Below are 25074 nucleotides of genomic sequence, written 5' to 3'. Positions count from 1 at the left end.
TTATTTCACTACTTGAACCCACATCCCAGTCCGACTTGCGCTTATGTTGTTGTTATACATCGCCTCACAATGAAGCGCGGAAAGGTAAAACTTACCGATATATGAGGCATTAAGCAAAACCTTATATTTCACAGACTGGTTTTCCCTCAGATTGAAATACGTGAGCACCCGATCGTCGCGAATGTCCCTGTAGCTGTAAGGAGATGAAGCTAAAATGCTTTCATTGTCGTTCACTCTGATATTTATTATTTCCCACCCGGAGGGGAATATTTGGGTCAGTGCCATTTGTTCGTACAGTCCCATCTTTCCTGGATTCTTAATGCTAACCTCCGCGTAAAAATCAGTTCCCTGCTTGATAGTTACTGGATTTAAAGGTTTTCCGTTTAACAGTTTATACTGAACATCCATATCTAAAACATCGGGTCTATTTGGTAGAAAGTTATTTTGCCCCGTTGAAGGCTGACCCTGTAAGATTATTCTTGCGAAAAGCACTCTGTCACCGGTGTTCTTAATCATGACATTCCCTCTTATGGGAAGCTCTTGTTGGGTAAAATACTGTTTTGAGCTGGCATTGATTGTTTTTCCGTTGATGCTGTAACTATATTTCAATAAAGTAGAAGAACTGTTAGCTCCGCAGAATTTTGCGATGGCAAGTAAAGAATAAGCTGTTGTCTGAGTGCTATACCATTCCTCAGTGCCCAGCTTTGCTGCTAAAGGTTGTAAAAGCTGCGCAGCCTCAGATTTCCGGCCTAGTAAGGTTAATGTCTCCAAGATCATTGCCTGGTCTCTGACATCCGATCCGTATGTTCCACCTAATTGTGTGTAAGGCTCAACTTCGGTGGCAAGATTGGCGATTAATTTAGTAGCCGCTTCTTGCTGTCCTGCTAATTTATAGGTAGCCGCCAAACGCCATTTCGAGGCGGTGGATAAGTACTCAAAGGTTCTAAGGCGGTTCATGGCCGCTATATCTGCCCGCTTTGCTAATGCCAAAACATAGAGTCTGTAAGCTTGGGAGAGGTCGCCACCATAGAAATTGTTACTGTTTGGAACCCAATTCGCAGCCTTATTTTTCAAGAAACGAATTACACCGTCAAACATACCAACCGGTAAAGTGTAACCCATACTTTGTGATTCTATAAGGAAGTGTGATGCATAATTAGTGCCCCATTCATCTGAGTCCCCAGATCCTGGCCAGTAAGACAACCCTCCATCAGTGTTCTGAAATCCTTTCAACTTGCCTATACCAGCTTTGATGTTGGCTTCTGAACTCGCTTTTTGCTTTTCATTCATAGAGATCAATCTATCCAGATACAATTGAGGAAACACAGCCGAAGTTGTCTGTTCCACACAGCCATGTGGATACTGCATGAGATAGCTCAAACGCTTTTTTAAATTAAGAGGTGGCAGGGAAGAGAACTCAATTGTTCCGTAATTGGTGCCGTTCATTCCGATTGGAAGATAGCTTTGAGTGAAACTGGTACCTGGCTGCACAGTAGCCGAAACTACATTTGTAATGTATGGATTTGGATTTCTAATATCCATCTCAACATCATAGCTAGTTTGTTCAGTGCCGCTTTTTGCAGTAACCTTTACTTTTGCAATCCCTATGGCCATTGGTGCCTTAATCTCAAAGTACGCCATTCGCTCACCCGGCTTAGGAAAAGCAATTGTTTGCACAGCGCTTCCGCTAATTTGGAGGTTCTGAACTTGGAGGCTTAGTGTCACATTTTTTAATTTTGCCTCCGTAGCGAAAACGGTTACTGGAAGTGTGAATTGCTCGCCAGGGCCAATTAGTCTAGGTAAGGTTGCCAAAACCATTAGTGGCTTCTTTACCTGAACAGACTTCTCTGCAAAACCATATGCTCCATTATGCCCGGCAATTACCATTGCTCTCACTGCTCCTATATATTGAGGTAACTTAAATTTGTGTGTGTTGCTGCCGCCTTTGATATGAAATGGGCCAAGGTATTTTACGACGGGAACAAACCTGTTTGCTTTGGCAGGACTAAGGTTTCTGTTAATGCTACCATCGCCGCCAATACTAAGAATTCGTTCGAGATTTCCACCCCAGGCACCAAGTACATAGTCAAACATATCCCAGGTTTTTACTCCCAAGCCCTCTTTCGCATAGAAGGCAGCATGAGCGTCAGGAGTTTTGAATCTAGTTAGATCAAGTAATCCTTCATCTACAATAGCGATAGTATAGGTCATCTCTTTCCCACTTTTCTCACTTACAGTAATACTACTTTCCACTTCTGGCTTCATCTTATCGGCCATTCTGATTGTAGGGCTTAATATTGTCTGGGGGTCTTCTACAAGAATTGGAATTGCTCCATACATGCGGATAGGAAGGTCATTTATGGTCTGTGCATGCGGTTGTAGGAGCGTAACATTAGCAAATACATTCGGTGCCATGTTGCGTTCTGCGTTAAACTTAAATTGCGTTTGTCCTACATTGGTCTTTGTCCAGAAAGTTTTGAGTACACGACTACCGTTTTCTATAGAGATCAATGCATGTCCACCTTTGCCAGAAGGAATTGTAAGTACTACCTCCTCGCCGACTTTATATTTCGGTTTGTTAGCTGTGAACGATAGCATGGACGCCTCAGTAGGATTACTGGACTGCTCCCTTTGCGCCCAGCCCGGCCAGTCGATATAAACAGATTTACCAGTCACGTGACCGCCATTTTCATCTCTGACAAGAATGAGATAGCGTCCCCACTCAGGCTCGTCAATACGCAACTTATAATTTGCCCTGCCATTTTTTAAAGTGACGTAGGTATTACTGACGATTTTGTTATAGCTATTTTGAGTGAAGTTGGCAAACGAATCCTCTTCATCCTGTTCCCACCACCATCGCCATTGTACTTTATATACTTCTACATTTACACCTTTACTACCAGTTACAAGCTTGCCGTTTCTGTTTACATTGACTATGTTTAGCAGGTGGTCTTTGCCAGTTACTAACATACCAGACAACTTGTCTCCTTCAGGAGACTTAATTCCATAATAACTCTTGTAAAAGTGATACGGGATGCTGAAGTTGTCCATACTAAAATTCCCGCCGGCTTCAAATACCTTAGTTGTGAAGTTTGCTTTAAGGACACCAGGTGCAGTACTGTTTTCGTTCAAACTGGTATTTATAACAGCCGAGCCATTTTCATTAAGTGTTCCCTCAAATATTGTTTTTACTTGCGATTGAAAAGCTACCGTAGGATTATCAAACTCATAGGCCTCAAATCCTTTGAAAGTGGTCTTCATGGTATTTAAGTTAACATCGACCTTGGCTTTAAGATTTTTACCAACATTTCCGAACAACCAGTTTGCTGTTATTGTCGCAGTAGAAGAAGCACCTGTTCCAAGGTAGGCAGCATTGCCAACGTTGAAATTAATCTTTAAGCGATTCGGCATCACAGTCTCTACCTTGATCGTCTTGCTGAAGCTTGAAGCACCCGCTTTGATTTTAACAAGCCAGTTACCAGTGGGGGCGTCCCGCTCTGTTGCTGTTTTGAAAACGTAGAATCCATCAAGTGGCTTTCCGTTAATCATCTTTTTAGAAAGTTGTCCTTTAGGGTTGTAAAACTCAAAAGTCACCGGATAATTAGTGGGAAGTTTCTTCAGCTTATCTTCCAGAATAAAAGATACGAAGACTGAGTCGCCTGGCCGCCAAACGCCGCGTTCACCATAAATGAATCCTTTTAATCCGTTCTGTACTACGTCTCCGCTAACGTCGAACCGGCTGAGTGGGAGGGAACCTCCATCGTCCATTTTAAGATAGCCACGTTCATCTCCATTTTTTGCAATCAGCAAAAAAGGCTTACGTTTGAGCTCAAAAATAGCCAAGCCATCGGCATCTGATTTTGTAGTATGAATAATCTGGTTCTGATAATCAAGCAATTCAAAAGTGACTGCTTCCATCGGCTTCGCAGTAAGCAGATCAGTGGCAATAACGACCATGCTATTATCATTACCCCGCTTTGCCACCAGGCCAATATTTGAGGCGATCAGATTTCGACTGGCCCACTTATCATTTGTATAATAAGATGGTGAGCATGGGTTATCTCGATCATTCCATCGGTAGTCACTGGGATAGTAACTATTGTAGGTATTCCAGAAATCATCATCTTCATCTATCTTTTCGCCGTAACCATTATAATCATCGTCAGTTTCACTAGTGGCTACAGTCTCGGATTCTGCACATGCGAAAACATTGTAGGCTTGCCTAAAGCCTATTGTTACACGATACATAGCGCCCGGCTCTGCTTTAATTAATTTGTCAAGATCCAATGTGAATCGATTTTTCTTGTTCAAGTTTAACCCTTTGTCCTCATCAAGCCGAAGCACTTTCTGAACAACTGGCTTTGCTACACGCCGCAGGTCGGAACCATCTTTATACCCGTTGCTTTGAAAGAACTGAGGAATTGTATTCTCATAAATCTTAATAACAGTAATGTCTACGGCCTTTAAGTTAATGGCCTCAAAAGGAAGCACAAGTTTTCCTGAGTTAGGAAGAATTGTTCCACTGCCTGCTATTGTTACTGAAGGATTTTTATTCTCAAAAACAATATTTGCAGTTTTACCTGAGTTCAGTTTCTTACTTTGAATGTTTTCAATGCCAGCATCAACATTTAAGGTGTAGTTTCCTTCTAGATTTTGAGTGGAGTAGACCTTTATCTGACTTTTGTCAATCGTAAACCTTAAGTCAGATAGATTGTTAAGCGTAACCAGACCGGTCAAATCCTGTGCTACGTTTACTGGTTCTGAAAGCTGGATAAGCGCATAATCCTCCATCTCTTGAATTGCTTTGACGGCTAGTACTTTAAATGTCCCTGAAGGTGGTATCTCAATGTTGAAAGAACCTTTGTCATCCGCATCAATTGCATCTCCAGACCAATCTATCTTGAGGCTTTCGGATTTATTTGACTTTCTAATACTATCAATGGAAAACGAATAAGAATTTTTTTCGGGGCTGTGTTGCCATTTAACGTTAAGCTTTTGTGAAAAGTTGAGATTTAACGTTTCTTCAATGGCTTTTGGGTCTTCTTGATCTGAAGTTGTAACTACCCCGGTCAGCTTCATAAAATCCATTGAAGTGTTATTTTGTGAAACAAGCCCATTCTGAATTACAGCAAGCCCGGGTCGTATTACGCGAAAATCGAAATTGAACTCGCCCAAGTCTTTCTCTGTCTCGGTAACACGTTCTAAGGCGAAGGTAGCTTCGTAAGTCTCACCTGATTCAAGCGGCTCGTCTGGTCTGAACTCAACTGTCTGGGCATCCAGCCAATATGTTTTACCTTTAATGGAGGGGGAGAACTCGAAGAGATCGCGGTCATCTGCTTTTCCCAGATTATTCATTGTGCTTACCTGACCAGCAAGGTGCACCTTTATTGTACTTTTCTTAGAAATAGTCCCTGAAGTATAAGACTCTATGTATTTAACATATTGCTGATTGTAATTATCAGGCTTTGATTTACGTAGGAAAAGGAACGTAACAAATGCTGCTAACAACAAAATTATCGCAGAAACGAGTAAAAACGTTTGTTTGTTTTTAAAAAAAGAAGAACGTTGGGTCACCATACGCAAGAATTAATAATTGCGCAGGAAGATACTTATTAATGATGAATTAAAAAGTGCTATTTAATCATCACACCTGGTCTATTGACCACAGGTATTCTAATCAAGTTTTCATCGACAATGCTTTCAGGAAGGAAGATAAACTTCTTGTCGTATATCACTCCATCAACATAATAACTCAACCAATATTCGTTTGTCAGCCCGAAAACCTCTGTGTCAATTGCTTCGACGCCTGCGTAACTATTTGCCTTTAAGTCTCCAATGAAATGTCTCAAAACAGAGGTCTTGACCATTTTACCATCTTTCTCTCCATAGCCTTTAGAGCTAATCAATACATTATCTATCGGAATGTCCTTGAGGTTCACAACATAAACCGTCCAGTTCTTAACTTCAGGTGTTTCGTTAAGTAATACAACAGCTATCGCTACATCTTCCACAAAATTTGCCGGCAGGTCTTTCTTCATCTTTGCAACTGGTTATTTCTTTGCAACAGCCTTTTTAACAGAAGGTTTTTTAGTAACGGTTTTCTTAGCGGCGACGCCCGTCTTCTTAACGGCTACCTTTTTAGTTTTTGGCTCAAATGCATTAGGAACCTGTTCAACTATCAACTTTTTAACCTCGTCTAAAGTCAAAGTCCCCAACTCTTCTGGGGTATACTTGTCATTTGTTGCAGGATTCTTACGAAGTTTTAACATTTCTTTTCCGAAACGTATAAAAGGTCCCCATCTACCGTTCTCAAGAGCGATCTTATCGGTTTGCCATTGCTGAATAAATCGATTTGCTTCTTTGTCTAGCTTTTTGTTGATCAACTCTTCAATGTCAGAAGTTTTTAAATTATCGAAGTCGTAAGCTTTCGGGACGTTAATAAACAGGTCATTCCATTTAATAAAAGGTCCAAAACGACCGGTTCCTTTAGTAACGGGTAGATCCTGAAACGTAGCGATAGGTGCATCAGCAGTTACCTTTTCTTCAATTAAAGCGATGGCACGATCGAGATCTATCGTCAAAGGATCCTCATTTTTTGGCACGGAGATATATGCTTCGCCCCATTTAACATAGGGACCAAATCTTCCAACGCCAACCGACACTTCTTTTTCCTGATAGTTTTCTAGCTGAAAAGGTAGCTTAAATTGCTCGAGCGCATCTTCCAGGGTCACTGTTCCAACAGATTGCGACTTTGCCAGACTAGCATACTTAGGCTTTTCTTCGTCATCATTCTGACCAATTTGTACTAACGGTCCGAACTTGCCTACCTTGGCGTAGACGTTTTTACCTGAGACAGGGTCTATTCCCAACAGCCTTTCTCCGTTGGCTCTCTCGGCATTTTCAAGTGTGGATTCGACTTCAATATGAAAAGGAGTATAGAAGGAGTGGAGCATTTTCGTCCATTCCTGCAAGCCCTGTGCAATTTCATCGAATTCCTTTTCAACATTAGCTGTAAAGTTAAAATCAACTATATCTTTAAAATGCTCTACTAAAAAGTCATTAACCACCTCACCGATGTCTGTCGGAAAAAGTTTACCTTTTTCAGCACCAGTGATTTCTGTCCTAATTTGTTTCTCTACTTTTCCATCTGCGAGGGTAATTGCTGTGAAAGAGCGCTGCTTGCCATCTCTTTCTTCTTTTACCACATACCCTCTATTTTGAATCGTTGAAATTGTTGGCGCATAGGTCGATGGTCGTCCTATACCTAACTCTTCCAGCTTCTTGACAAGGCTAGCCTCAGTATATCTTGCCGGCGGCCGTGAGAATCTTTGTGTAGCGTTAAGCTCTTTTAAAAACAACTCTTGTCCTTTGCTTAAAGGTGGTAACATTCCAGCCTTTTCAGCATCATCAAGGTCATCATCATCACTTGATTCCAGGTAAACTTTAAGGAAACCGTCAAACTTCAAAACTTCACCCTCTGCTACCAATCTTTCGCTTCGTTTACTGATAGTTATCTGTGCCGTTGTTTTTTCAAAAAGAGCTTCACTCATTTGAGAAGCAATAGCTCTCTTCCATATCAATTCATAAAGCCGTTGCTCTGAACTGTCACCCTGGACGGTGTGATGATTAAAATATGTAGGTCGAATGGCCTCATGCGCTTCCTGTGCGCCGGCTGACTTAGTCTTATATATTCTTAAATGATGGTATTTCTGTCCCCAAGCTGAATTGATTTCTGCTGCAGCTGCTTGAAGGGCAGTTTCTGAAAGATTGAGAGAGTCAGTCCTCATATAAGTGATGTGACCACTTTCATAAAGGCGTTGCGCAATTTGCATTGTTCTGGACACGGAATATCCGAGTTTTCTGGAAGCCTCTTGCTGTAATGTTGAAGTGGTAAATGGTGCAGCAGGATTCCGCTTAGCTGGCTTCGTCTCTAGACTGTCCACTGCAAACTTCGCCTCCACACAATCGTTTACAAACTTTTCGGCATCAGCCTCCTTTTCAAAACGATGTGGAAGTTCGGCTTTTACCAGTTCTTTACCTTTACCAGTTAAAAATTGAGCACTGATCTTATATGCCGCTACAGCATTGAATTTATTTACCTCACGCTCCCTGTCAACAATTAGTCTGACAGCTACCGATTGTACGCGACCTGCAGATAAAGAGGGCTTAATCTTCTTCCATAGCACAGGGGAGAGTTCAAAACCTACCAGCCTGTCTAATACACGTCTGGCCTGTTGAGCGTGTACAAGATTATAATCAATTGTCCTTGGAGTTTCGATAGCCTTTAATATGGCGGGCTTAGTGATTTCATGAAAAACGATGCGTTTAGTTTTGGCCTCTTTTAAACCTAACGTCTCAAATAAATGCCAGCTAATTGCTTCTCCTTCACGGTCTTCATCTGATGCAAGCCATACCATTTCAGCTTCTTTCGCGAGTTTCTTTAGCTCTGCTACAACCTGCTTTTTATCTGCAGGAACCTCGTAAGTCTGAGAGAAATTATTTGTGATATCGATACCCATATCTCCTTTTACCAAATCCCGGATGTGCCCGTAGCTTGATTTAACAAGAAAATCTTTTCCTAAATACCCTTCTATAGTTTTAGCTTTTGCGGGTGACTCAACTATCAATAAATTCTTCGCCATTCAGAACGTTTTTCTGCAAATAAAGCTATAAATAAGCCTAACTTCAAAATTACATGTATAATTCGCTTTATTAATTGTGTCGCACCTGGGATTTCTGATACCAATTTTACCTCCATGTTATATATTTATATCCAATTTGTACTTAACTTCGTACATACTCTAAACCCAGAATTATGAACACATTATTGATCCTGCTTACCATGTTCTTTGCACCACCAGCGAAGAGCGTGTATGATTTCTCGTTCAAGACGATTGACGGTAAAGAAATCAAACTTTCAAAGTTTAAAGGGAAGAAAATTCTCATTGTGAACACTGCTTCTAAGTGCGGATACACTCCACAGTATGAAGACCTTGAAAAATTACATAAACAATATGGTAAGAAGGTTATCGTCATTGGCTTTCCTCAAGCAAATTTTAACGACCAGGAGTTGGCTACAAATGCAGAAATTAAAAAGTTCTGTACTGGCGAATACGATGTTACCTTTTTGCTATCTGAAAAAAGTAATGTAAAAGGCACTCAGATCTCTCCACTTTTCAAATATCTGACAACAGCTGCTAATTCGGATTTTACTGGTGATATCAATTGGAACTTCGAGAAGTTTCTTATTAATGAAAAAGGAGAGCTGGTACACCGTTTTCGCTCTAAGACAACACCATTAAGTGCAGAAATAACTAAGAATTTGTAATTAAGCTGTAATGTTCATCATTACAGAAAGAGAAACCCTCAGCAGGGTTTCTCTTTTTTTATACCTTTATTCTTAGTTTAACTAATATGGTTCCTTTCCATTATGATCTACCGTAATTTCCAGATGAAAGGCGTCGTCCTTTTAACGGTCCTCAGCTTTTTAGCTTGTAAAAGCAATTATCAGATAGCTCAAGCCAAGCGTACAGAATACAATATAAATAGCAGTCTCGAGGTGGACAGTACTATTATTAAGACCTACACTCCTTATAAGTTAAAGATGGAGGCAGAAATGAATCAGGTCATCGCACACTCTAATGTATTAATGTCAAAAGTCGAAAGTGACAAGAATCCAGAAAGCCTGTTAAGCAACTTTTTTGCGGATGCTACCTTTTTTGAGGCTAAAAAGATAGACAGCAACATTGATTTCGCAATGCCTACAACAAAAGGTGGTTTACGTGTTGACATTCCAAAAGGGGAGGTGACGATGTCAAACATTTTTGAAACGATGCCCTTTGAGAACGAATTAATCGTCTTTACCCTTAGTGGTGCAGATGTTCAGGATCTGATTAATACTATTGCAGTAAATAACGGAGAGCCGACATCAGGTTTGAAAATGAAGATTGTAGAAAGAAAACCTGTTAACGTTTTAATTAATGACAAGGCTTTCGATCCTTCAAAGACTTATCGGGTACTTACAACCGATTATATTGCCGGTGGTGGCGACAACTATCAAAGCTTTAAAAAACCGTTAGATAAAAAGATTCTCGGTCTAAAAGTTAGAACGGCGCTCATAAATTATGTTCAGTCCTTAGAAAGAGACGGAAAACGCATTAACCCAACGTTAGATGGAAGAATTACTAAAAAGTAGTCGCCGCGACTTCCTCAAAGTTGCCGGCGTAGCCGCTGCATTAAATTTGAATCCTTTACAAGCCATTGCGTCTGGAGACGTTGTAAAACTCAGCATTCTTCACACCAATGACGTACATAGTAGAATTGAACCCTTTCCATTGGACGGGTCTAAATATCAGGGACTCGGGGGAACTGCTAGACGTGCAGCATTGATTAAGAAAATAAGAGCGGAAGAACGCAATGTTTTACTTTTCGACGCTGGCGATATCTTTCAAGGCACTCCTTATTTTAATAAATTTGGTGGCGAGATTGAGATGAAGCTAATGACAGCAATGGGCTACGATGCTGCTACAATGGGCAATCACGACTTCGATAACGGACTTAATGGCTTTTACAAGCAGCTTCCTCACGCTAATTTCCCAATACTATGCAGTAATTATGACTTCTCGAATACCATAATGGAGAAATCAACATTATTTTACAAAGTGTTCCATAAAGAAGGGATAACAATTGGCGTTTTCGGTATTGGAATCGAGCTGGAAGGAATAGTGGATGTTCGAAGTTACGGCGATACCCGTTATCTTGACCCAATAAAAAAGGCCAATGAAACTGCTGACTTTTTAAAAGATGAGAAGAAATGCGATTTAATCGTTTGCCTTTCTCATATCGGTTATACGTATTCCAACAACAGGGTTAGTGATAAGATACTCGCAAAAAACAACAAGAATATTGACCTCATTATTGGCGGACATACGCACACTTTTATGGCTCAGCCAGAAGACGTCGAGAATTTAAGCGGTAAAGTAACAACAATTAACCAGGTAGGATTCGCAGGAATTAACCTTGGTCGGGTAGATTACTACTTCGAAAGATATAAAGGAAAGCGGGTCAAGACAGGGTCGCCTTACTTAATTAGTAATAAACTGAGCACTTAATTAACAGAGAAAACCACCCCCTAAAAGATCGTTTCCTTCATAAAATACTGCGGATTGTCCTGGTGCAATCGCTGATACTGCATGGTCAAATACTACACGCATGCGGTCCTTTTCTTGAACAATAGTGCTTAGTGTACCAGCATCTTTATATCTGATCTTAGTAATTACATTATCCAATGGTTCATTGATATTAGCATATTTAACCAGGTTGATGTTACGTACCATAGCTTCTCTACGTTCCAATTCATCAGCTCTTCCTAGTACGACTGTGTTACTTTCAGGAAGAATTTGCAAAACAAACATCGGCTCTCCAAACGCGATTCCCAAGCCTTTTCGCTGACCAATAGTGTAGAACGGATATCCTTTATGTTGACCAACAATCATCCCATTGCTGAGCACGAAGTTCCCGTTAGCAACGCGGTCTTCTAAATCCTCGACCTTATGTTTTAAAAAGGCACGATAATCGTTGTCAGGCACAAAACAAATTTCATAGCTCTCGCTTTTCTTAGCAAGTTCTTCTTGCCCCATATCCATTGCCATTTGCCTGATATCTGCTTTTGCAAATGAACCCAGCGGAAACTTAGTACGGGCTAAGTTCTCTTGCGAGACCCCCCATAATACGTAAGACTGGTCTTTGTTTTCGTCCTTACCTTTAGAAATTACATGCCTTCCATTGTCCTGTAATCGGGTATTTGCATAGTGGCCGGTAGCAATAAATTCGCAATCTAATTTATTGGCTCGTTTTAACAAAGCTTCCCATTTAATATGCGTATTACATAGTACGCAGGGGTTAGGTGTCCTTCCGGCTAAATACTCGTCTACAAAGTTGTCAATTACGAAACCACCAAATTCATCTCTGATGTCCAATATGTAATGAGGAAAGCCGTAATTTACAGCTAAAGTACGGGCATCATTAATGCTGTCGAGACTACAACAGCCAGTTTCTTTGCTACTGCTTCCTGAAGTTGCATAATCCCAGGTCTTCATGGTCAAGCCGATCACTTCATATCCTTCTTCGTGAAGCATCACTGCTGCAACCGAACTATCAACCCCGCCACTCATGGCTACCAGAATTCTGCCTTTTTTACTCATTGGAAATTTTAAAGCACAAAAGTAGCTGAATTAACTCAGAGATTGGCATTTCGAGGTCAAATGCTTGTCAAAGTGTACCTATAATTTTTTACCTTAGGACCATCATAAACCACGTTATTTATAATAAATGAAGAGAATTTTAATAACTAGCCTATTGTTTGTTGGCTTTACAGCAAGTGCCCAGCAGGATTTGGTTAAATATGTGAAACCAATAATTGGCACACAGAAAATGGGTCATACATTTCCTGGTGCAACCGTTCCCTTCGGAGCAGTTCAATTAAGTCCGGATACCGACACCTTATCTTACGAGCTAAATGGAAAATACAACGGTGACGTTTACAAGTATTGTGCAGGCTATAAATATGAAGACAAAACAATAGTAGGCTTCAGTCATACACACTTCAGCGGCACCGGGCATTCAGATCTTGGCGATTTCCTAATTATGCCAACTCAAGGAAAATTGCAATTAAATCCTGGTACTTCCAATAATACTAAATCAGGATACCGTTCTGCCTATAGTCATGAAAATGAAACCGTTGAGGCAGGATATTATAAAGTTAAACTGGATGACGACAATATTACCGCCGAGCTAACTGCTACTAACCGGGTGGGTATGCACCAATACACCTTCCCAAAATCTGACGATTCTCATATCATACTTGACCTAATGGCAGGCATCTATAATTATGACGACAAAAACGTCTGGACTTATGTAAGAGTAGTTAACGACACATTAGTTACCGGTTATAGGCAAACCAGTGGATGGGCAAGGACAAGAACAGTGTATTTTGCAATGACTTTTTCTAAGCCGTTTAAATCATATGGGCAAAAGAATTACGACGAAGCTCAGGTGTATAAAGGCTTTTGGCGAAAGTTCGATCAAAACAAGAACTTCCCTGAAATTGCTGGGAAAAAGATTCGTATGTATTTTGATTTCACAACTGCAGAGCAGGAGAAAGTTCAAATCAAGTTCTCATTGTCGCCCGTTAGTCAGGCAAATGCGATAGAGAACATGAAGGCGGAGGCGCCGGGATGGGACTTCAACAAAGTAAAACAGCAGGCGCAGTCCGACTGGAATAAAGAACTGAATAAAATTAAGATTGATGCATCAGGCGATGATAAAATTAACTTTTACACCGCTATGTATCATGCATTTATCAACCCAACAACTTATACAGACGTTAATGGACAGTATAAAGGACTTGACCAAAACGTTCATACTGCTGATGGTTTCACTAACTATACTACTTTTTCTTTATGGGATACATACCGTGCACTTCATCCGTTTTTTAACATCATGCAGCCATCCCGAAACAACGATGTTGTAAAATCTATGATGGCTCATTATGATCAAAGTGCTTTAAAGATGCTTCCAATTTGGTCGCATTACGCAAACGACAACTGGTGTATGAGTGGGTACCATAGTGTTTCAGTTTTAGCAGACGCAATAATTAAAGGTGTATATGATGGAGATGCGGGTAAGGCGCTGGAAGCATGCGTAACCACCGCTGACCATCGCAATTATGAAGGTATAGGAGATTACATCGATTTAGGTTACATACCGGCAGAACGTAGCGGTACCTCTGTTTCGAACACCTTAGAGTATGCTTATGACGATTGGTGCATAGCTCAGATTGCCAAAAAGTTGGGTAAGCAAGATATTTATGATCGCTTCCTTAAAAGATCTGGAAACTGGGTTAATAATTTTGACAAGTCGATAGGGTTCATGCGGCCAAAAATGGCAGACGGAACTTTCAAGAAAGATTTTGATGCGATGAGTACTCATGCACAGGGCTTTATAGAAGGCAACACATGGAACTACAGCTTCTTTGTTCCACAAGATCCAAACGGCATGATCTCTCAGATGGGTGGGAAAAAGAAAGTTGGACTTAGATTAGATTCTCTCTTCACCATGCATTTGCCGGAGAAATTCTTTGCTGAAACTGAAGACATCACAAGAGAAGGAATAATCGGTGGTTACGTTCATGGAAATGAACCGGCACACCATGTGGCTTATCTATATAACTGGATAGATCAACCTTGGAAAACGCAACAGCGAGTGCGTATGATCTTAAAAATGCAGTACAAATCAACACCGGATGGCTTAGGTGGAAATGACGATTGTGGGCAAATGAGCGCATGGTATATGTTCTCATCTCTTGGTTTCTATCCTGTAACACCAGGTTCTGACGAATACTCGTTGGGTAGTCCAGCTGTAAAAAATGCAGTGCTAACATTAGAGAATGGCAAGACTTTCACCGTTGAAGCATTGAACCAAAGCGATAAGAATGTATACGTTTCTAAAGTATCATTGAACGGAAAGCCAATTACAAATCAAACTATTAAACATAGTGATATTATAAGTGGAGGTAAACTGACTTTTTATATGACAGCAAAGCCAAAGATGTTGTAGGGACCAGTCGCAAAAAAGCAGAGGTCCCGGTAATCGTTAGATTGCCGGGACCTCTTTTTATTAATGTGTTTTAGACGAAAGCAGGGACCGAATGAGGGTCATTGCCTTGTATTTGATTCCTTCTCATGTCCGCCAATTCCTTAGGTTTCTTAATAATCTTCTTAGTTAAACCGCTAGCGGCAGCGTATAGCAATAAACCACTAAGCGCAAATTTCTGGGCAGCTTTATAGGGATGTCTGGGGATGTCCTTTATGGCTTTCTGAAGTAAGTAGACTCCAGCAACACTAGAAACCAACCTTTTACCTGTATCAAGCTCGCCTGTTTCATAGGAGTTGAATATAGAATCCACAAAGGATAAAGTGAGTTTGTCTCTTAATGAATTGAACATATCGCTTAAAGTTATATTTACAAAATCAACAGTACTGACTTATTTTTGTTTGGCAATATCCGAAATTATTTATTCCAAAAGCGCCTAAAAGGCGACTTATATACTTGTTAAACGCCATAAAGCCAATTCAATTGTATATCCAAAATACACGGGTCTGCACCTCAAAATGAATTTCTAAACTTGAAAGGCTACGATATAGATACGAGTCGAGATAACGCTAGGGTAACTGTTTAGGCAGAGGATTGAGATGACAGATACTTAATATTAAGTTGGTCAACCTTTTCAAACTTATTCAAAATTGAATTCAAAGAAGATTTCCTGATTGATAGCTGCATACAACATGCGTTATCAAAGGTTTGAGAAAGTATCTCTGGCTGCTCGTCTTTTACAATCCGCATCACTTCATTCATTCCCAAATAGGGGAAGTGAATTTCATAAACATCATTCAAGGTCTTCTCAATGATTTCGGCTGAAGAGATTGCTTCAGCTGATGCTGATTTATAGGCATTGATTAATCCGGGAACACCTAACAGCGTACCTCCGAAATACCGGACCACAACGATCAGGACATTGGTTAGGTCTGCAGAAAGTATCGTATTAAGTATTGGTCTCCCTGCAGTTCCCGAAGGTTCACCATCATCCTGGATCCTGAAGATTGACCTGTCGGGTGATAACCGCAAGGCCCAGCAGAAATGCCTGGCTTTTGGATGTTCCAAACGCAAAGCATTTACCAGCAGCTTTACTTGTTCTTCTGATTCTATTGGATATACATAGCCAAGGAATTTACTCCCGCGGTCCCTGAATAAGCCCTCAGCAGGAGCCGCTACTGTTTGATAAGTATCATTAAACAGCATTGATTTGAGATAGGGTGATGCAGACAATTGCGATACCAGCCAGAAATAAGCCAATGTAATTCAATCTGCTTAATTTCTCTTTAAATATCAACAGACCCACTAACGTTCCCGCTATGATCACTCCCAAATTCATAGCAGTAAATACTGTTGAAGGATGATCAGCCATTGCACGGTGTGCTTTAAGGTAAAAGAGAATGTTGAAGAAGTTGAAAAAGCCAAGTATAAATCCACATAGTAGATTTACCAGCTGAACCTTTCTTTTTTTAACAACCCGCCAATAGACAACACCCCCTAAAGAAATCACAAACGCGATTGCAAAGATTATTATTAAAGAAGTGGTATAAGGTATAGTCTTAATCTGCGCAACCTGCTTAAACAGCACATCTATAAATCCGAAGCCAAAAAAGACAACTATAGGATAAAGCCAGTTCCCAGTTATAGATTGATTTGATTGCTTAACCAATGTTAGCACTATAGCTAAGAAACCAAGAACCAGCCCAACTATTTTTAAGGTAGAAAAGGTATCATCAAACCAAAAATAAGCGGCTACAATGGGTATAAAAAGCGAAAGTCGTTGGGCAATATCTGTTTTTACTATTCCAATATTTCTAACAGACGCTGCTAAAAACCAAAAGACAGCTGGCAATAGGATGCCTAAAAGGATAAAGGTGCTATCGACGTTTCTAAAACCCAGATCATCTATATTCGGCTTAAAAAAGATACTTGCCAATATCACAGCAAAAAGGTAGTTCCAGGTTACAGCCTGAACAATACTTATTTTGTATCTTCTTGCCAGTTTAAGTAATACAGAAACCGTGACACTACAAATGATGCTAATGATTAAGAATATCATAATTGCTTACTATTTTTGTACACGCTTAAACGGTCCATTCCGACCTTAAACTGCGCTTCTACTATTCCCCGAATATTCGGTGCAAATACTCCTTCTTGCCAGGAAGTTGCAGACGTAAACACCCTCGCTTCATCCCAAAGACCGGCAGTGATGAATTGCGAAAGTAAATTTGCGCCACCTTCAATGATGACGGACTGAATGTCCATTAAATATAGTTGAAACGCGATCTTTTGCGGAAGATAATATTGCATGTCTTCCATCTGTATGTAGTGAATATTCTCATTTACAACGGTTTTCACTTCATTAAATATGATTGTCTTGCTGCTGCCACTGAATACGTTATGGTCAATTGGCACCTGCAGTTCTTTGTCTATTACTATTCTTATCGGGCTTTTCCCTTCCCATTCTCTGGCACTCAGCTGAGGGTTATCATTAATCGCTGTGTATTTACCAATTAAGATCGCATCTTCTTCTGTGCGCCATTTATGAACCAGTTTCTTAGCCAAGGGACCGCTTATCCACTCCTGAAGGGTGTTTTTAGGAGCGAAGTATCCATTTGCAGTTTCTGCCCATTTCAAGATCAAGTATGGCCGCTGCTCAGTAACTCTGGTAAAAAACCGACGGTTCAGCGCTGTGCATTGCGCCTCCAATACACCCGAAACCACTTCAATGCCTGCCGCTTCTAATTTCTCAATCCCTTTTCCATTCACATCTAAAAACGGATCCCTATTTCCTATAACAACCTTTTTTACACGATGCTTTACAAGCAGATCCGCGCAGGGTGGCGTTTTACCAAAGTGAGCACAGGGCTCTAAATTCACATAAACTGTAGAATCTGATAGGAGGCTCAACGCATCTTCAGGGTGATTATCAAGGACGGCCTGGATGGCATTAACCTCTGCATGTGCTTCGCCGAACTTCTTATGGTAACCTTCCGCAATGATTTTGTCCTGGTGAACAATAACACAACCGACCATTGGATTAGGACTAACTTGTCCCATACCCATTTCTGCAATTTCAAGGCAGCGTTGCATATATTGTTCGTCAGTCATCACGGCAAAAGTAAGGTATATTGTTCGATTTAGATTACTTTTGTCAGCTATGACTTTACAGGATATTCTTGACAAATACCACGAGTCGCTTCATGGGATCTATGATGAGGAAGAAATTACAGCAGTCTTCTATATAGTAGTTGATCATATCTCAGGCTTCAACAGAAGCATGGTTTCATTGCGTAAAAGTGAACCAATAAGCGCTTTAAATAGTGATAGATATCTATCTGTATTGGAACTACTTGAGAAACAGGAGCCGCTTCAGTATATTCTATCAGAAGCCTTCTTCTACGGCTTAAAGTTTAAAGTGAACAGTGCTGTGCTAATTCCAAGGCAGGAAACTGAAGAGCTCGTTCATATGGTCATCAACGATTTTAAAAGTAGTTCCAGTCATTTAAAGATACTTGACGTTGGAACCGGAAGCGGTTGTATAGCGATTTCATTGAAATATCATCTACCTGCTGCCGAAATTTTTGCCATGGATATTTCTGCACCGGCATTGGAAATTGCAGCGGAAAACGCGTTCAGTAATCAAACAACTATTACCCTTCTTAATGAAGACATCAGGCAATATGCCAGTTCCACGAACTTTAATATAATCATCAGTAATCCGCCATACATCACCGAGAAGGAAGGGCTTTCAATGGATAAGAACGTGATGGACCATGAACCCCATTTAGCTTTGTTCGTTAGCGACAACAACCCTCTTGAGTTCTATCTTGCAATAGCAGACTTCGCAATGCGGAATCTACAAAATGATGGCCTGCTCTACTTTGAAATCAATGCGAACTTCGGAAAAGAAGTCGCCAACATGTTAACTATCAAACGCTTTGTCGACGTCCATATCATCTCAGATATGCAGGGGAAGGATAGATTTGTAAAAGCTAGAAAAGTCGCTTAATTTCTGGAATGAAACTCTGTGATGATTCCTTTTAAGTAGTCCCGGTTAATATGAGTGTAGATTTCTGTAGTGATGATGCTGGAATGTCCCAACATTTCCTGCACAGCGCGAAGGTCTGCACCACCCTCAATCAAATGTGTCGCAAATGAATGCCGGAATGTGTGGGGGCTAACCACTTTCTTTATTCCCGCTCTTGATACCAGGTCTTTGACAATATTGAAGACGCTTATTCTGGAAAGGGAGGTGCCTAGCCTATTTAAAAATAGGTAATCTTCATTATTGGGCTTCATAGCAATGTGAACTCTAACCTCTTCCAGGTATATTCTTAGAAACTTAAGCGCGGTCGATCCAATGGGTACAATGCGTTCTTTATTACCTTTCCCAATTACCTTTAGATATTCCTCTTTTACAAATAGATTGGAGATTTTAAGCGTAGTCAACTCACTGACTCTCAATCCACATCCATAAAGCACTTCGATAAGGGCTTTATCGCGAATTCCCTCTGCTTTAGAAGCATCTACGGCTGAAATAATGTCGTTGATCTCCTCAACACTTAGCGTATCTGGCAGCTTCTTAGTGATCCTGGGCATCTCAATAAAGCGAGTAGGATCTTCTTTGATCACACCTTCTAATAGAAGGAATCCAAAAAAAGACTTCAACCCTGATAGCACTCTTGCTTGCGTTGACGCCTGCATTCCCAGTTCATTAATCCAGGTAATAAATTGCTTTATGTTTTCATTTGTAACCTGCTCAAGGTGATTACTCTTGTGAGCAAATTCCATGTATTGAGCGAGTTTCGCAAGATCATTCAAATAGGCGCTAATGGTATGCGTAGACATCGATCGCTCCAGTCGCAGATAGGTCTTAAAAGATCTTAAATAGGAGGGACTGGACACGTAATAATTTTTATCTTTAAGTTTTAAAGGCTAAGTTTGGATAGATGAAGATACAAATTATTAACGGACCGAACTTAAATCTTCTGGGTTTGCGCGAACCTGGTATATATGGAAGTCAGTCTTTTGAAGACTATCTAATTGGTTTACAAGAGTTGTACAGCATTATTCAAATTGACTATTTTCAAAGCAATGTGGAAGGAGAACTCATTAATAAACTTCATGCAGTAGGTTTTGAATACGATGGAATCATTATTAACGGTGGCGCCTATACACACACCTCTATTGCCATAGCAGATGCCATTGCTGGCATAAAAACACCAGTAATTGAAGTTCATATTTCTAATATCTACGCAAGGGAAGAATACAGGCACATGTCGCTTACTGGCAAACATTGCCGTGGTGTTCTCACCGGCTTCGGAATGGACGGATACCGTTTGGCTATTGAAAGCTTTCTACAAACGGCTAGTTAAAATCGAAGCTGTGAAAAGTGTCTTATCTTCTTAATAAAAAAGGCATAAACGATACTTGAATGGTATTGGCCTGTATGCCGCATGAATGGCTTCTGACTGCCAGTTCGCTTTCGTGCATTATGCCAAAATTGTCTGAAAAAGTAGATATGTGCTTTGGTAACAGCCAATGCAAAGTCCGTTTTCCCTTCAAGGATGAAATGAATCCATGCAATAAAGTCCATGAAGAATCTGATTAATATTTTAAAATACGCGTCGCTTAGCGGCAGGTTCTTCTGTAATATAATCAGGTTGTTCCTAAAGTTCAAATACGTCTTATAAGGATTGTTGGCACTGAGCGTACCTCCGCCAACATGGTAAACTTCGGCTTCAGGACAATATACTATTTTGTAACCAAGATTCTTCAATCGCCAGCACAGGTCAATCTCTTCCATATGTGCAAAGAAGTCCGGATCAAGTCCGCCAACTTCTCTCCATTGATCACTGCGAATAAAAAGCGCCGCTCCACTCGCCCAGAAAATCTCCCTCGCATCGTCATACTGTCCATTGTCCAACTCAATCTCGTCGAATATCCGACCTCTGCAAAACGGATATCCATGCATATCAAGGTAGCCGCCAGCAGCTCCTGCATATTCGAAAGAGTTTTTACGCTTTTGCCATTTGATTTTAGGCTGTGCCACTGCAATCAACGGATCACGCTCCATCATCGCAATAACTGGCTGGATCCAGTTTTCGGGAACCTCTACGTCCGAATTCAACAATACAAAATAGTCGGCGCTCACCTGATCCAATAATAACCTGTATCCTTCTGCAAAACCGTAGTTTTTGTCGTTTTGAATAATTCTCACTGAGGGATAATTTTCTGCGACATACGCTACAGAACCATCGCTTGAAGCATTGTCTCCAACTATTACCTGTAAATTGTCGTACTGAGATTTTACTACACCTGGTAGAAATTGCTTGAGCAGCTCTTTTCCGTTCCAGTTCAAGATGACCACCGCTACACTTGGACTTACCATTATAAATGTTCAGGTTTATGCTTCCAACGCCTATGACTCCATAGCCAGTAAGCGGGTTCGTTGTTTATGATTCGTTCAAGCGTTTCAAAGTTTCTTCGTGTGATTTCACCTTCTTTGGTTTCGGAGGGCTTTTTTGCAATAAGATAGCAATCAACTTCATAATATCCCTTTCTAACCAGTTGCATATTAAAATATATTACTGGCCTGTTGGTTTGTAAGGCAATTTTTTCAATCCCCTGAAGCACCGGAGTCGGCTGGTTAAGAAAGTCAACCCAAACTCTCGCCTCATCTTTCACAGGCGTTTGGTCACCCGCAAAGCAATACATAGTAAGCATATTGCGTGTTGATGCAATAGATCTTAAAGTCTGCCTCATTGGAATAAAGAAATTGCTCGTACTAGTCCTGATCTTGTAAAACCATTTGTCGAACGTCGCATTTGACAAGGGTTTGTAAATCACGTATGCTGTAGATTTAAGCCTTAATCCAAGCGCAACCATCCCAAGTTCCCAATTGCCATAGTGCCCGGTACATGCCAATACACTCTGCCCAGTCTTCAAGTAATCTTCAACGAGCTCCAGGTTATTGAATTTGACCCGTTTCAGTAGTGCCGACTCAGAAATGCTGGAAAGCTTGATTACCTCAACTATTAAATCTGCTAAATACCTGTAAAACGTTTTCTCTATAGCCACAATTTCAAGAGCTGATTTCGCAGGAAATGAGTTTGTTAAATTTTGTCTGACAACCAGCCTTCTATAGCCAAAAACGTAATATATGAGGTAATATCCTCCCTTTGCTAATACATGGAGAAAGGAGAGGGGGAATAGCGACAAAAAGTTTAAAAAAGAGATTCCTATATAAGAAAAGCTTTTTTTTATCATTATTTTGCGGGTTGAGAGTGCAAACATAAATTATCAGATGGAAAGTTCAGCTATATTCCCAATTTTTTATATTCCCCCTGTATCCTACTTTTCTGGTATTAAACAATGTAATTACAACTTTCAACTTGAAGTACAAGAGCACTTCCCCAAACAAACTTACAGAAACAGGGCATCCATATACTCTCCCAATGGCACACTGGATCTGATGGTCCCTGTGATCAAGGGTTCAAAGGTTCATACAAAAGTTAAGGATGTTAAAATAAGTGACGAATTCAAATGGCAACGGTTACATTGGAAAAGTTTCGAAAGTTGTTACCGCAACTCCGCCTACTTTGAATACTATGAGGCTGAATTCTCTACCTTTTACGAAAAAAAGTATATATTTCTCTACGATCTGAACATGGAACTCTTTCAATGGCTTCTGAAGCAGCTGAAACTGAACCTGGATTTGCAGTTTACAGCAGAATATTTTAAGACTTACGAAGATAAATCAGACTTCCGGTCTGAATTCAAGGTAAAGGATAAACAATTGGAGAGCGATGCGAAGCCTTACTTCCAGGTCTTTGACGATAGGGAGGGCTTCAAACCAAACCTAAGTATCGTAGACCTGTTATTCAATCAAGGCCCTCAGGCAAAGTCCTATTTTTAAGCAATGGCGATATTCAAAAAACGAAAGCACAGGAAAAGCATTTCCTTACCTGAAGCGGGGTCAAGTCCTGGTCTGGTTTATATTGATGAGCAATCACTTAAACCCAAGATTAAGCTTTACCGGTATAATGCAGACACTTACGATGTAACTGACATTAAGGATATAGCCGAGGCTATTAAGTTAATAAAGGATACGAATTATACCTTTTGGCTGGAGATCAAAGGTTTCGGAGATGCTAAGATGTTTGAAGCCCTAAATTCAGGTTTAAATATTAATAAGTTAATTCTCGAAGACATTACCAGAACTTATCAGCGACCGAAGCTTGAAGAGTATGATGACTACGTTTTCGCTATCAGCAGGATGCTACGTTTCGATGATAACAAGGACCTGGATGACGTACAAGTATCATTTGTGCTCACTAAAAATACAATCATCACATTCCAGGAGCACTATGAGGATTGCCTGGAAGCGGTTCGGAATAGACTTTCTGCAGGTAAAGGCAATATTAGGTCTGCAGGAAGTAGCTATCTGATGTACGCGCTGATGGATGTGATAGTGGATACTTACTTTGAATTACTGAAACACTGGGGTGAAGATCTGGATGCCATTGAAGACCGCCTATTTGAAAAGCCAGATAAGAGCATCATGTATGATACGCAGGTAATAAAGCGGCATCTGATTAGTGTAAGAAGAGTAGTCTGGCCCGAACGTGACAAGCTTAATGACATCCTCCGCACAGATAGTCCGCTCATCAGTGAGCAAACTAAGATGTTCGTAAAAGATGCCTACGACCACTGCATTCAGATTATTGACGTTGTAGAATCGTTAAAAGAGATCTCCATCAGCAATATTGACATGTATCTCTCCGTGATCAGCAACAGAATGAACGAGATAATGAAAGTCCTAACTATCATTTCTTCCATCTTCATACCGCTTACTTTTATCGCCGGGATCTACGGGATGAATTTTGCCCAGCAGGATCCGGTCTCCGGAAAAATGCTTCCTCAAAACATGCCTGAACTTTATCAGGAACATGGTTATCTCTACACAATGATAGTTATGGGTGCGATTGCAGTGGCACAAATCATATATTTCTGGCGTAAGGGATGGTTTAAATAGCTGCTATTATTCTTACCTTCGCATCGTATGCAATCCTTTGATCTAGACAAAACCGATGTATCTAAGATAAAGCTCGCCTTAAGTGGTGATGATCAGCAACTTCAGTTCATTCTGGAAGAATACCACGCGTCTGAGATCGCCATACTTTTCGAAAGCATTACACCTGAAAACCGTCAGCGAATAATAAATTTGCTCGACGTTGAGATCGCTTCTGAAGTTATTTCAGAGATGCATGAAGAATCCCATCCTGAAGAACTACTGCTCGGACTGCACCGCGACAAGAGAACAGAGATTGTTGAAGAGCTGGATTACGATGATGCCAGTGACATCATTTCTCAGCTGGATGAGCAGGAACAACAAGAAATTCTTGAAGACCTTAATGAAGATGATGCGCTGAACATTCGTAACCTAATGAGTTACGATGAGAAGACTGCCGGTGGTTTGATGAACACCGAATTCATTAGGATCAACCTTAACCTTACTAAAAAAGATGCCATTGATGAGATCATTCGTCAGAGCGAAGAGATCGAAGAATTCTACACCATTTTTGTTATAGATGATGAAAACGTTTTTCAGGGAATTGTCTCTCTAAAGGATATCATTAAAGCAAAAGGCAATGTTCAAATCACAGAACTTGTTAAGGCCGAAGTGGCCTGGGTATATCCTGATACGGATCAGGAGGAAGTGGCCCGGTTAATATCTCAGTATAACATCACAAGTATCCCAGTATTAGATACCGAAATGAAACTGCTGGGCAGGGTTACATTTGACGACGTAATCGATGTATTGGAGGATGAAAACACCGAAGATATCTTGAAAATATCCGGGGTATCCGAAGACGAGGAACTAAGTGGTAACTGGGTTGAAGCCGTGAAGTCACGCTTACCATGGTTGGTCTTGAATCTTGGTACCGCCTTTCTTGCTTCGGCCGTAATCCGCTATTTTGATCCAACAATTAAACTTTTTCCTTTGCTATCTGCATACATGGTCATCATCGCAGGTATGGGCGGGAACGCCGCAACACAGGCGTTGGCAGTAACAGTCAGGCGTATATCCCTAAACGATCTAACAGACAATCAGGCCTACAGAACGGTGATTAAAGAATTTACCGTCGGTGCCGTGAACGGAGCCGTAACCGGTTTAATTGTCTTTATATTCGCATATTTCTTTGATTCAAGTCTCATGCTCGGGGTGGTTATCTTCCTATCGATGACAGGGAATCTGCTCATCGCGGGCATCACAGGATCTAGTATACCTTTAATTTTAAAACGTGTGGGTATTGACCCAGCTATTGCTTCTTCAATTATCATTACCACCTTTACCGATGTTTTCGGATTTTTGCTTTTACTTGGCTTAGCCAGCAAACTTTTATTATAATTTTT

Annotated in this window: 20 protein-coding genes; 9 read left to right on the top strand and 11 right to left on the bottom strand. The window is 40.6% G+C overall.

Annotated features, from left to right (window positions below):
* The 3 genes from WKF66_RS14090 to topA are packed head-to-tail and all read right to left on the bottom strand — an operon-like array spanning position 1 to position 8642.
* Complete coding sequence (locus tag WKF66_RS14090) at positions 1 to 5577, bottom strand: alpha-2-macroglobulin family protein (protein ID WP_489675108.1); 5577 nt, start codon at positions 5575 to 5577, stop codon at positions 1 to 3.
* 56 nt (positions 5578 to 5633) lie between these two features.
* Positions 5634 to 6038: a hypothetical protein gene (locus tag WKF66_RS14085; RefSeq protein ID WP_489675107.1), complete on the bottom strand. Its 405-nt coding sequence runs from the start codon at positions 6036 to 6038 to the stop codon at positions 5634 to 5636.
* Positions 6039 to 6050: 12 nt separating this feature from the next.
* Positions 6051 to 8642, bottom strand: a complete 2592-nt coding sequence (topA, locus tag WKF66_RS14080; RefSeq protein ID WP_489675106.1) for a type I DNA topoisomerase — start codon at positions 8640 to 8642, stop codon at positions 6051 to 6053.
* A 173-nt stretch (positions 8643 to 8815) separates the two neighbouring features.
* On the opposite strand from topA, the gene WKF66_RS14075 reads away from it, so the two are divergent.
* The 3 genes from WKF66_RS14075 (at position 8816) to WKF66_RS14065 (ending at position 11111) form a co-directional block, all read left to right on the top strand.
* Positions 8816 to 9328 (top strand): glutathione peroxidase, encoded by a 513-nt coding sequence (locus tag WKF66_RS14075; RefSeq protein ID WP_489675105.1) that lies wholly within the window; start codon positions 8816 to 8818, stop codon positions 9326 to 9328.
* A 102-nt stretch (positions 9329 to 9430) separates the two neighbouring features.
* Complete coding sequence (locus WKF66_RS14070) at positions 9431 to 10195, top strand: 5'-nucleotidase C-terminal domain-containing protein (RefSeq protein WP_489675104.1); 765 nt, start codon at positions 9431 to 9433, stop codon at positions 10193 to 10195.
* Positions 10173 to 11111, top strand: a complete 939-nt coding sequence (locus tag WKF66_RS14065) for a metallophosphoesterase (RefSeq protein WP_489675103.1) — start codon at positions 10173 to 10175, stop codon at positions 11109 to 11111. The genes WKF66_RS14070 and WKF66_RS14065 overlap by 23 nt, the downstream gene beginning before the upstream one ends.
* On the opposite strand, the gene mnmA is transcribed toward WKF66_RS14065, so the two are convergent.
* On the bottom strand, positions 11112 to 12203 hold the full coding sequence (gene mnmA / locus WKF66_RS14060; RefSeq protein ID WP_489675102.1) for a tRNA 2-thiouridine(34) synthase MnmA: 1092 nt from the start codon (positions 12201 to 12203) through the stop codon (positions 11112 to 11114).
* A gap of 127 nt (positions 12204 to 12330) precedes the next feature.
* Between mnmA and WKF66_RS14055 the strand changes: the two genes are divergently transcribed.
* Positions 12331 to 14616, top strand: a complete 2286-nt coding sequence (locus WKF66_RS14055; RefSeq protein WP_489675101.1) for a GH92 family glycosyl hydrolase — start codon at positions 12331 to 12333, stop codon at positions 14614 to 14616.
* Positions 14617 to 14686: 70 nt separating this feature from the next.
* Here the strand turns inward: WKF66_RS14055 and WKF66_RS14050 are convergent, their stop codons facing one another.
* The 4 genes from WKF66_RS14050 to ribD all read right to left on the bottom strand — a co-directional run bounded on the left by WKF66_RS14050 (position 14687) and on the right by ribD (position 17763).
* The gene (locus tag WKF66_RS14050) at positions 14687 to 15004 is read right to left on the bottom strand and encodes a hypothetical protein (RefSeq protein ID WP_489675100.1); all 318 of its coding nucleotides are present in this window, start codon (positions 15002 to 15004) and stop codon (positions 14687 to 14689) included.
* A gap of 230 nt (positions 15005 to 15234) precedes the next feature.
* A complete protein-coding gene (locus WKF66_RS14045; protein WP_489675099.1) occupies positions 15235 to 15858 on the bottom strand; it encodes an IMPACT family protein in 624 nt (207 codons plus the stop codon).
* A complete protein-coding gene (locus WKF66_RS14040; RefSeq protein ID WP_489675098.1) occupies positions 15848 to 16711 on the bottom strand; it encodes an EamA family transporter in 864 nt (287 codons plus the stop codon). The genes WKF66_RS14045 and WKF66_RS14040 overlap by 11 nt, the downstream gene beginning before the upstream one ends.
* The gene (ribD, locus tag WKF66_RS14035; protein ID WP_489675097.1) at positions 16708 to 17763 is read right to left on the bottom strand and encodes a bifunctional diaminohydroxyphosphoribosylaminopyrimidine deaminase/5-amino-6-(5-phosphoribosylamino)uracil reductase RibD; all 1056 of its coding nucleotides are present in this window, start codon (positions 17761 to 17763) and stop codon (positions 16708 to 16710) included. The genes WKF66_RS14040 and ribD overlap by 4 nt, the downstream gene beginning before the upstream one ends.
* Positions 17764 to 17812: 49 nt before the next feature.
* Between ribD and prmC the strand changes: the two genes are divergently transcribed.
* On the top strand, positions 17813 to 18664 hold the full coding sequence (gene prmC, locus WKF66_RS14030) for a peptide chain release factor N(5)-glutamine methyltransferase (protein WP_489675096.1): 852 nt from the start codon (positions 17813 to 17815) through the stop codon (positions 18662 to 18664).
* Here the strand turns inward: prmC and xerD are convergent.
* Positions 18661 to 19560 carry a site-specific tyrosine recombinase XerD gene (xerD, locus tag WKF66_RS14025; RefSeq protein ID WP_489675095.1) on the bottom strand — a complete coding sequence of 300 codons (900 nt, stop codon included), beginning with the start codon at positions 19558 to 19560 and terminating at the stop codon, positions 18661 to 18663. The genes prmC and xerD overlap by 4 nt on opposite strands.
* Positions 19561 to 19604: 44 nt before the next feature.
* Between xerD and aroQ the strand changes: the two genes are divergently transcribed.
* Positions 19605 to 20030, top strand: coding sequence for a type II 3-dehydroquinate dehydratase (gene aroQ / locus WKF66_RS14020; RefSeq protein WP_489675094.1), 426 nt, complete (start codon positions 19605 to 19607; stop codon positions 20028 to 20030).
* On the opposite strand, the gene WKF66_RS14015 is transcribed toward aroQ, so the two are convergent.
* Both WKF66_RS14015 and WKF66_RS14010 read right to left on the bottom strand, forming a co-directional pair.
* The gene (locus WKF66_RS14015; protein ID WP_489675093.1) at positions 20027 to 21046 is read right to left on the bottom strand and encodes a glycosyltransferase family 2 protein; all 1020 of its coding nucleotides are present in this window, start codon (positions 21044 to 21046) and stop codon (positions 20027 to 20029) included. The two genes, aroQ and WKF66_RS14015, sit on opposite strands and share 4 nt — an antisense overlap.
* A complete protein-coding gene (locus WKF66_RS14010; RefSeq protein ID WP_489675092.1) occupies positions 21046 to 21924 on the bottom strand; it encodes a lysophospholipid acyltransferase family protein in 879 nt (292 codons plus the stop codon). The genes WKF66_RS14015 and WKF66_RS14010 overlap by 1 nt, the downstream gene beginning before the upstream one ends.
* Positions 21925 to 21961: 37 nt before the next feature.
* On the opposite strand from WKF66_RS14010, the gene WKF66_RS14005 reads away from it, so the two are divergent.
* Genes WKF66_RS14005 through mgtE form a run of 3 tightly spaced genes read left to right on the top strand, consistent with a single transcriptional unit; the run spans position 21962 to position 25069 of the window.
* Complete coding sequence (locus WKF66_RS14005; RefSeq protein WP_489675091.1) at positions 21962 to 22573, top strand: WbqC family protein; 612 nt, start codon at positions 21962 to 21964, stop codon at positions 22571 to 22573.
* Between the two features lie 3 nt (positions 22574 to 22576).
* On the top strand, positions 22577 to 23692 hold the full coding sequence (gene corA, locus WKF66_RS14000) for a magnesium/cobalt transporter CorA (protein ID WP_489675090.1): 1116 nt from the start codon (positions 22577 to 22579) through the stop codon (positions 23690 to 23692).
* A 27-nt stretch (positions 23693 to 23719) separates the two neighbouring features.
* A complete protein-coding gene (mgtE, locus tag WKF66_RS13995) occupies positions 23720 to 25069 on the top strand; it encodes a magnesium transporter (protein WP_489675089.1) in 1350 nt (449 codons plus the stop codon).
* Positions 25070 to 25074: the final 5 nt, after the last annotated feature.

This window comes from Pedobacter sp., assembly GCF_037719805.1.
Taxonomy (GTDB): Bacteria; Bacteroidota; Bacteroidia; order Sphingobacteriales; family Sphingobacteriaceae; genus Pedobacter.
Note: the sequence above shows the minus strand (reverse complement) of the source record. Positions and strands in the feature narration are given on the sequence as shown.

Coding starts and splice junctions, on each gene's coding strand:
- WKF66_RS14090 (WP_489675108.1), bottom strand. CDS start 5,577: ATGGTGACCCAACGTTCTTCTTTTTTTAAAAACAAACAAACGTTTTTA.
- WKF66_RS14085 (WP_489675107.1), bottom strand. CDS start 6,038: ATGAAGAAAGACCTGCCGGCAAATTTTGTGGAAGATGTAGCGATAGCT.
- topA (WP_489675106.1), bottom strand. CDS start 8,642: ATGGCGAAGAATTTATTGATAGTTGAGTCACCCGCAAAAGCTAAAACT.
- WKF66_RS14075 (WP_489675105.1), top strand. CDS start 8,816: ATGAACACATTATTGATCCTGCTTACCATGTTCTTTGCACCACCAGCG.
- WKF66_RS14070 (WP_489675104.1), top strand. CDS start 9,431: ATGATCTACCGTAATTTCCAGATGAAAGGCGTCGTCCTTTTAACGGTC.
- WKF66_RS14065 (WP_489675103.1), top strand. CDS start 10,173: ATGGAAGAATTACTAAAAAGTAGTCGCCGCGACTTCCTCAAAGTTGCC.
- mnmA (WP_489675102.1), bottom strand. CDS start 12,203: ATGAGTAAAAAAGGCAGAATTCTGGTAGCCATGAGTGGCGGGGTTGAT.
- WKF66_RS14055 (WP_489675101.1), top strand. CDS start 12,331: ATGAAGAGAATTTTAATAACTAGCCTATTGTTTGTTGGCTTTACAGCA.
- WKF66_RS14050 (WP_489675100.1), bottom strand. CDS start 15,004: ATGTTCAATTCATTAAGAGACAAACTCACTTTATCCTTTGTGGATTCT.
- WKF66_RS14045 (WP_489675099.1), bottom strand. CDS start 15,858: ATGCTGTTTAATGATACTTATCAAACAGTAGCGGCTCCTGCTGAGGGC.
- WKF66_RS14040 (WP_489675098.1), bottom strand. CDS start 16,711: ATGATATTCTTAATCATTAGCATCATTTGTAGTGTCACGGTTTCTGTA.
- ribD (WP_489675097.1), bottom strand. CDS start 17,763: ATGACTGACGAACAATATATGCAACGCTGCCTTGAAATTGCAGAAATG.
- prmC (WP_489675096.1), top strand. CDS start 17,813: ATGACTTTACAGGATATTCTTGACAAATACCACGAGTCGCTTCATGGG.
- aroQ (WP_489675094.1), top strand. CDS start 19,605: ATGAAGATACAAATTATTAACGGACCGAACTTAAATCTTCTGGGTTTG.
- WKF66_RS14015 (WP_489675093.1), bottom strand. CDS start 21,046: ATGGTAAGTCCAAGTGTAGCGGTGGTCATCTTGAACTGGAACGGAAAA.
- WKF66_RS14010 (WP_489675092.1), bottom strand. CDS start 21,924: ATGATAAAAAAAAGCTTTTCTTATATAGGAATCTCTTTTTTAAACTTT.
- WKF66_RS14005 (WP_489675091.1), top strand. CDS start 21,962: ATGGAAAGTTCAGCTATATTCCCAATTTTTTATATTCCCCCTGTATCC.
- corA (WP_489675090.1), top strand. CDS start 22,577: ATGGCGATATTCAAAAAACGAAAGCACAGGAAAAGCATTTCCTTACCT.
- mgtE (WP_489675089.1), top strand. CDS start 23,720: ATGCAATCCTTTGATCTAGACAAAACCGATGTATCTAAGATAAAGCTC.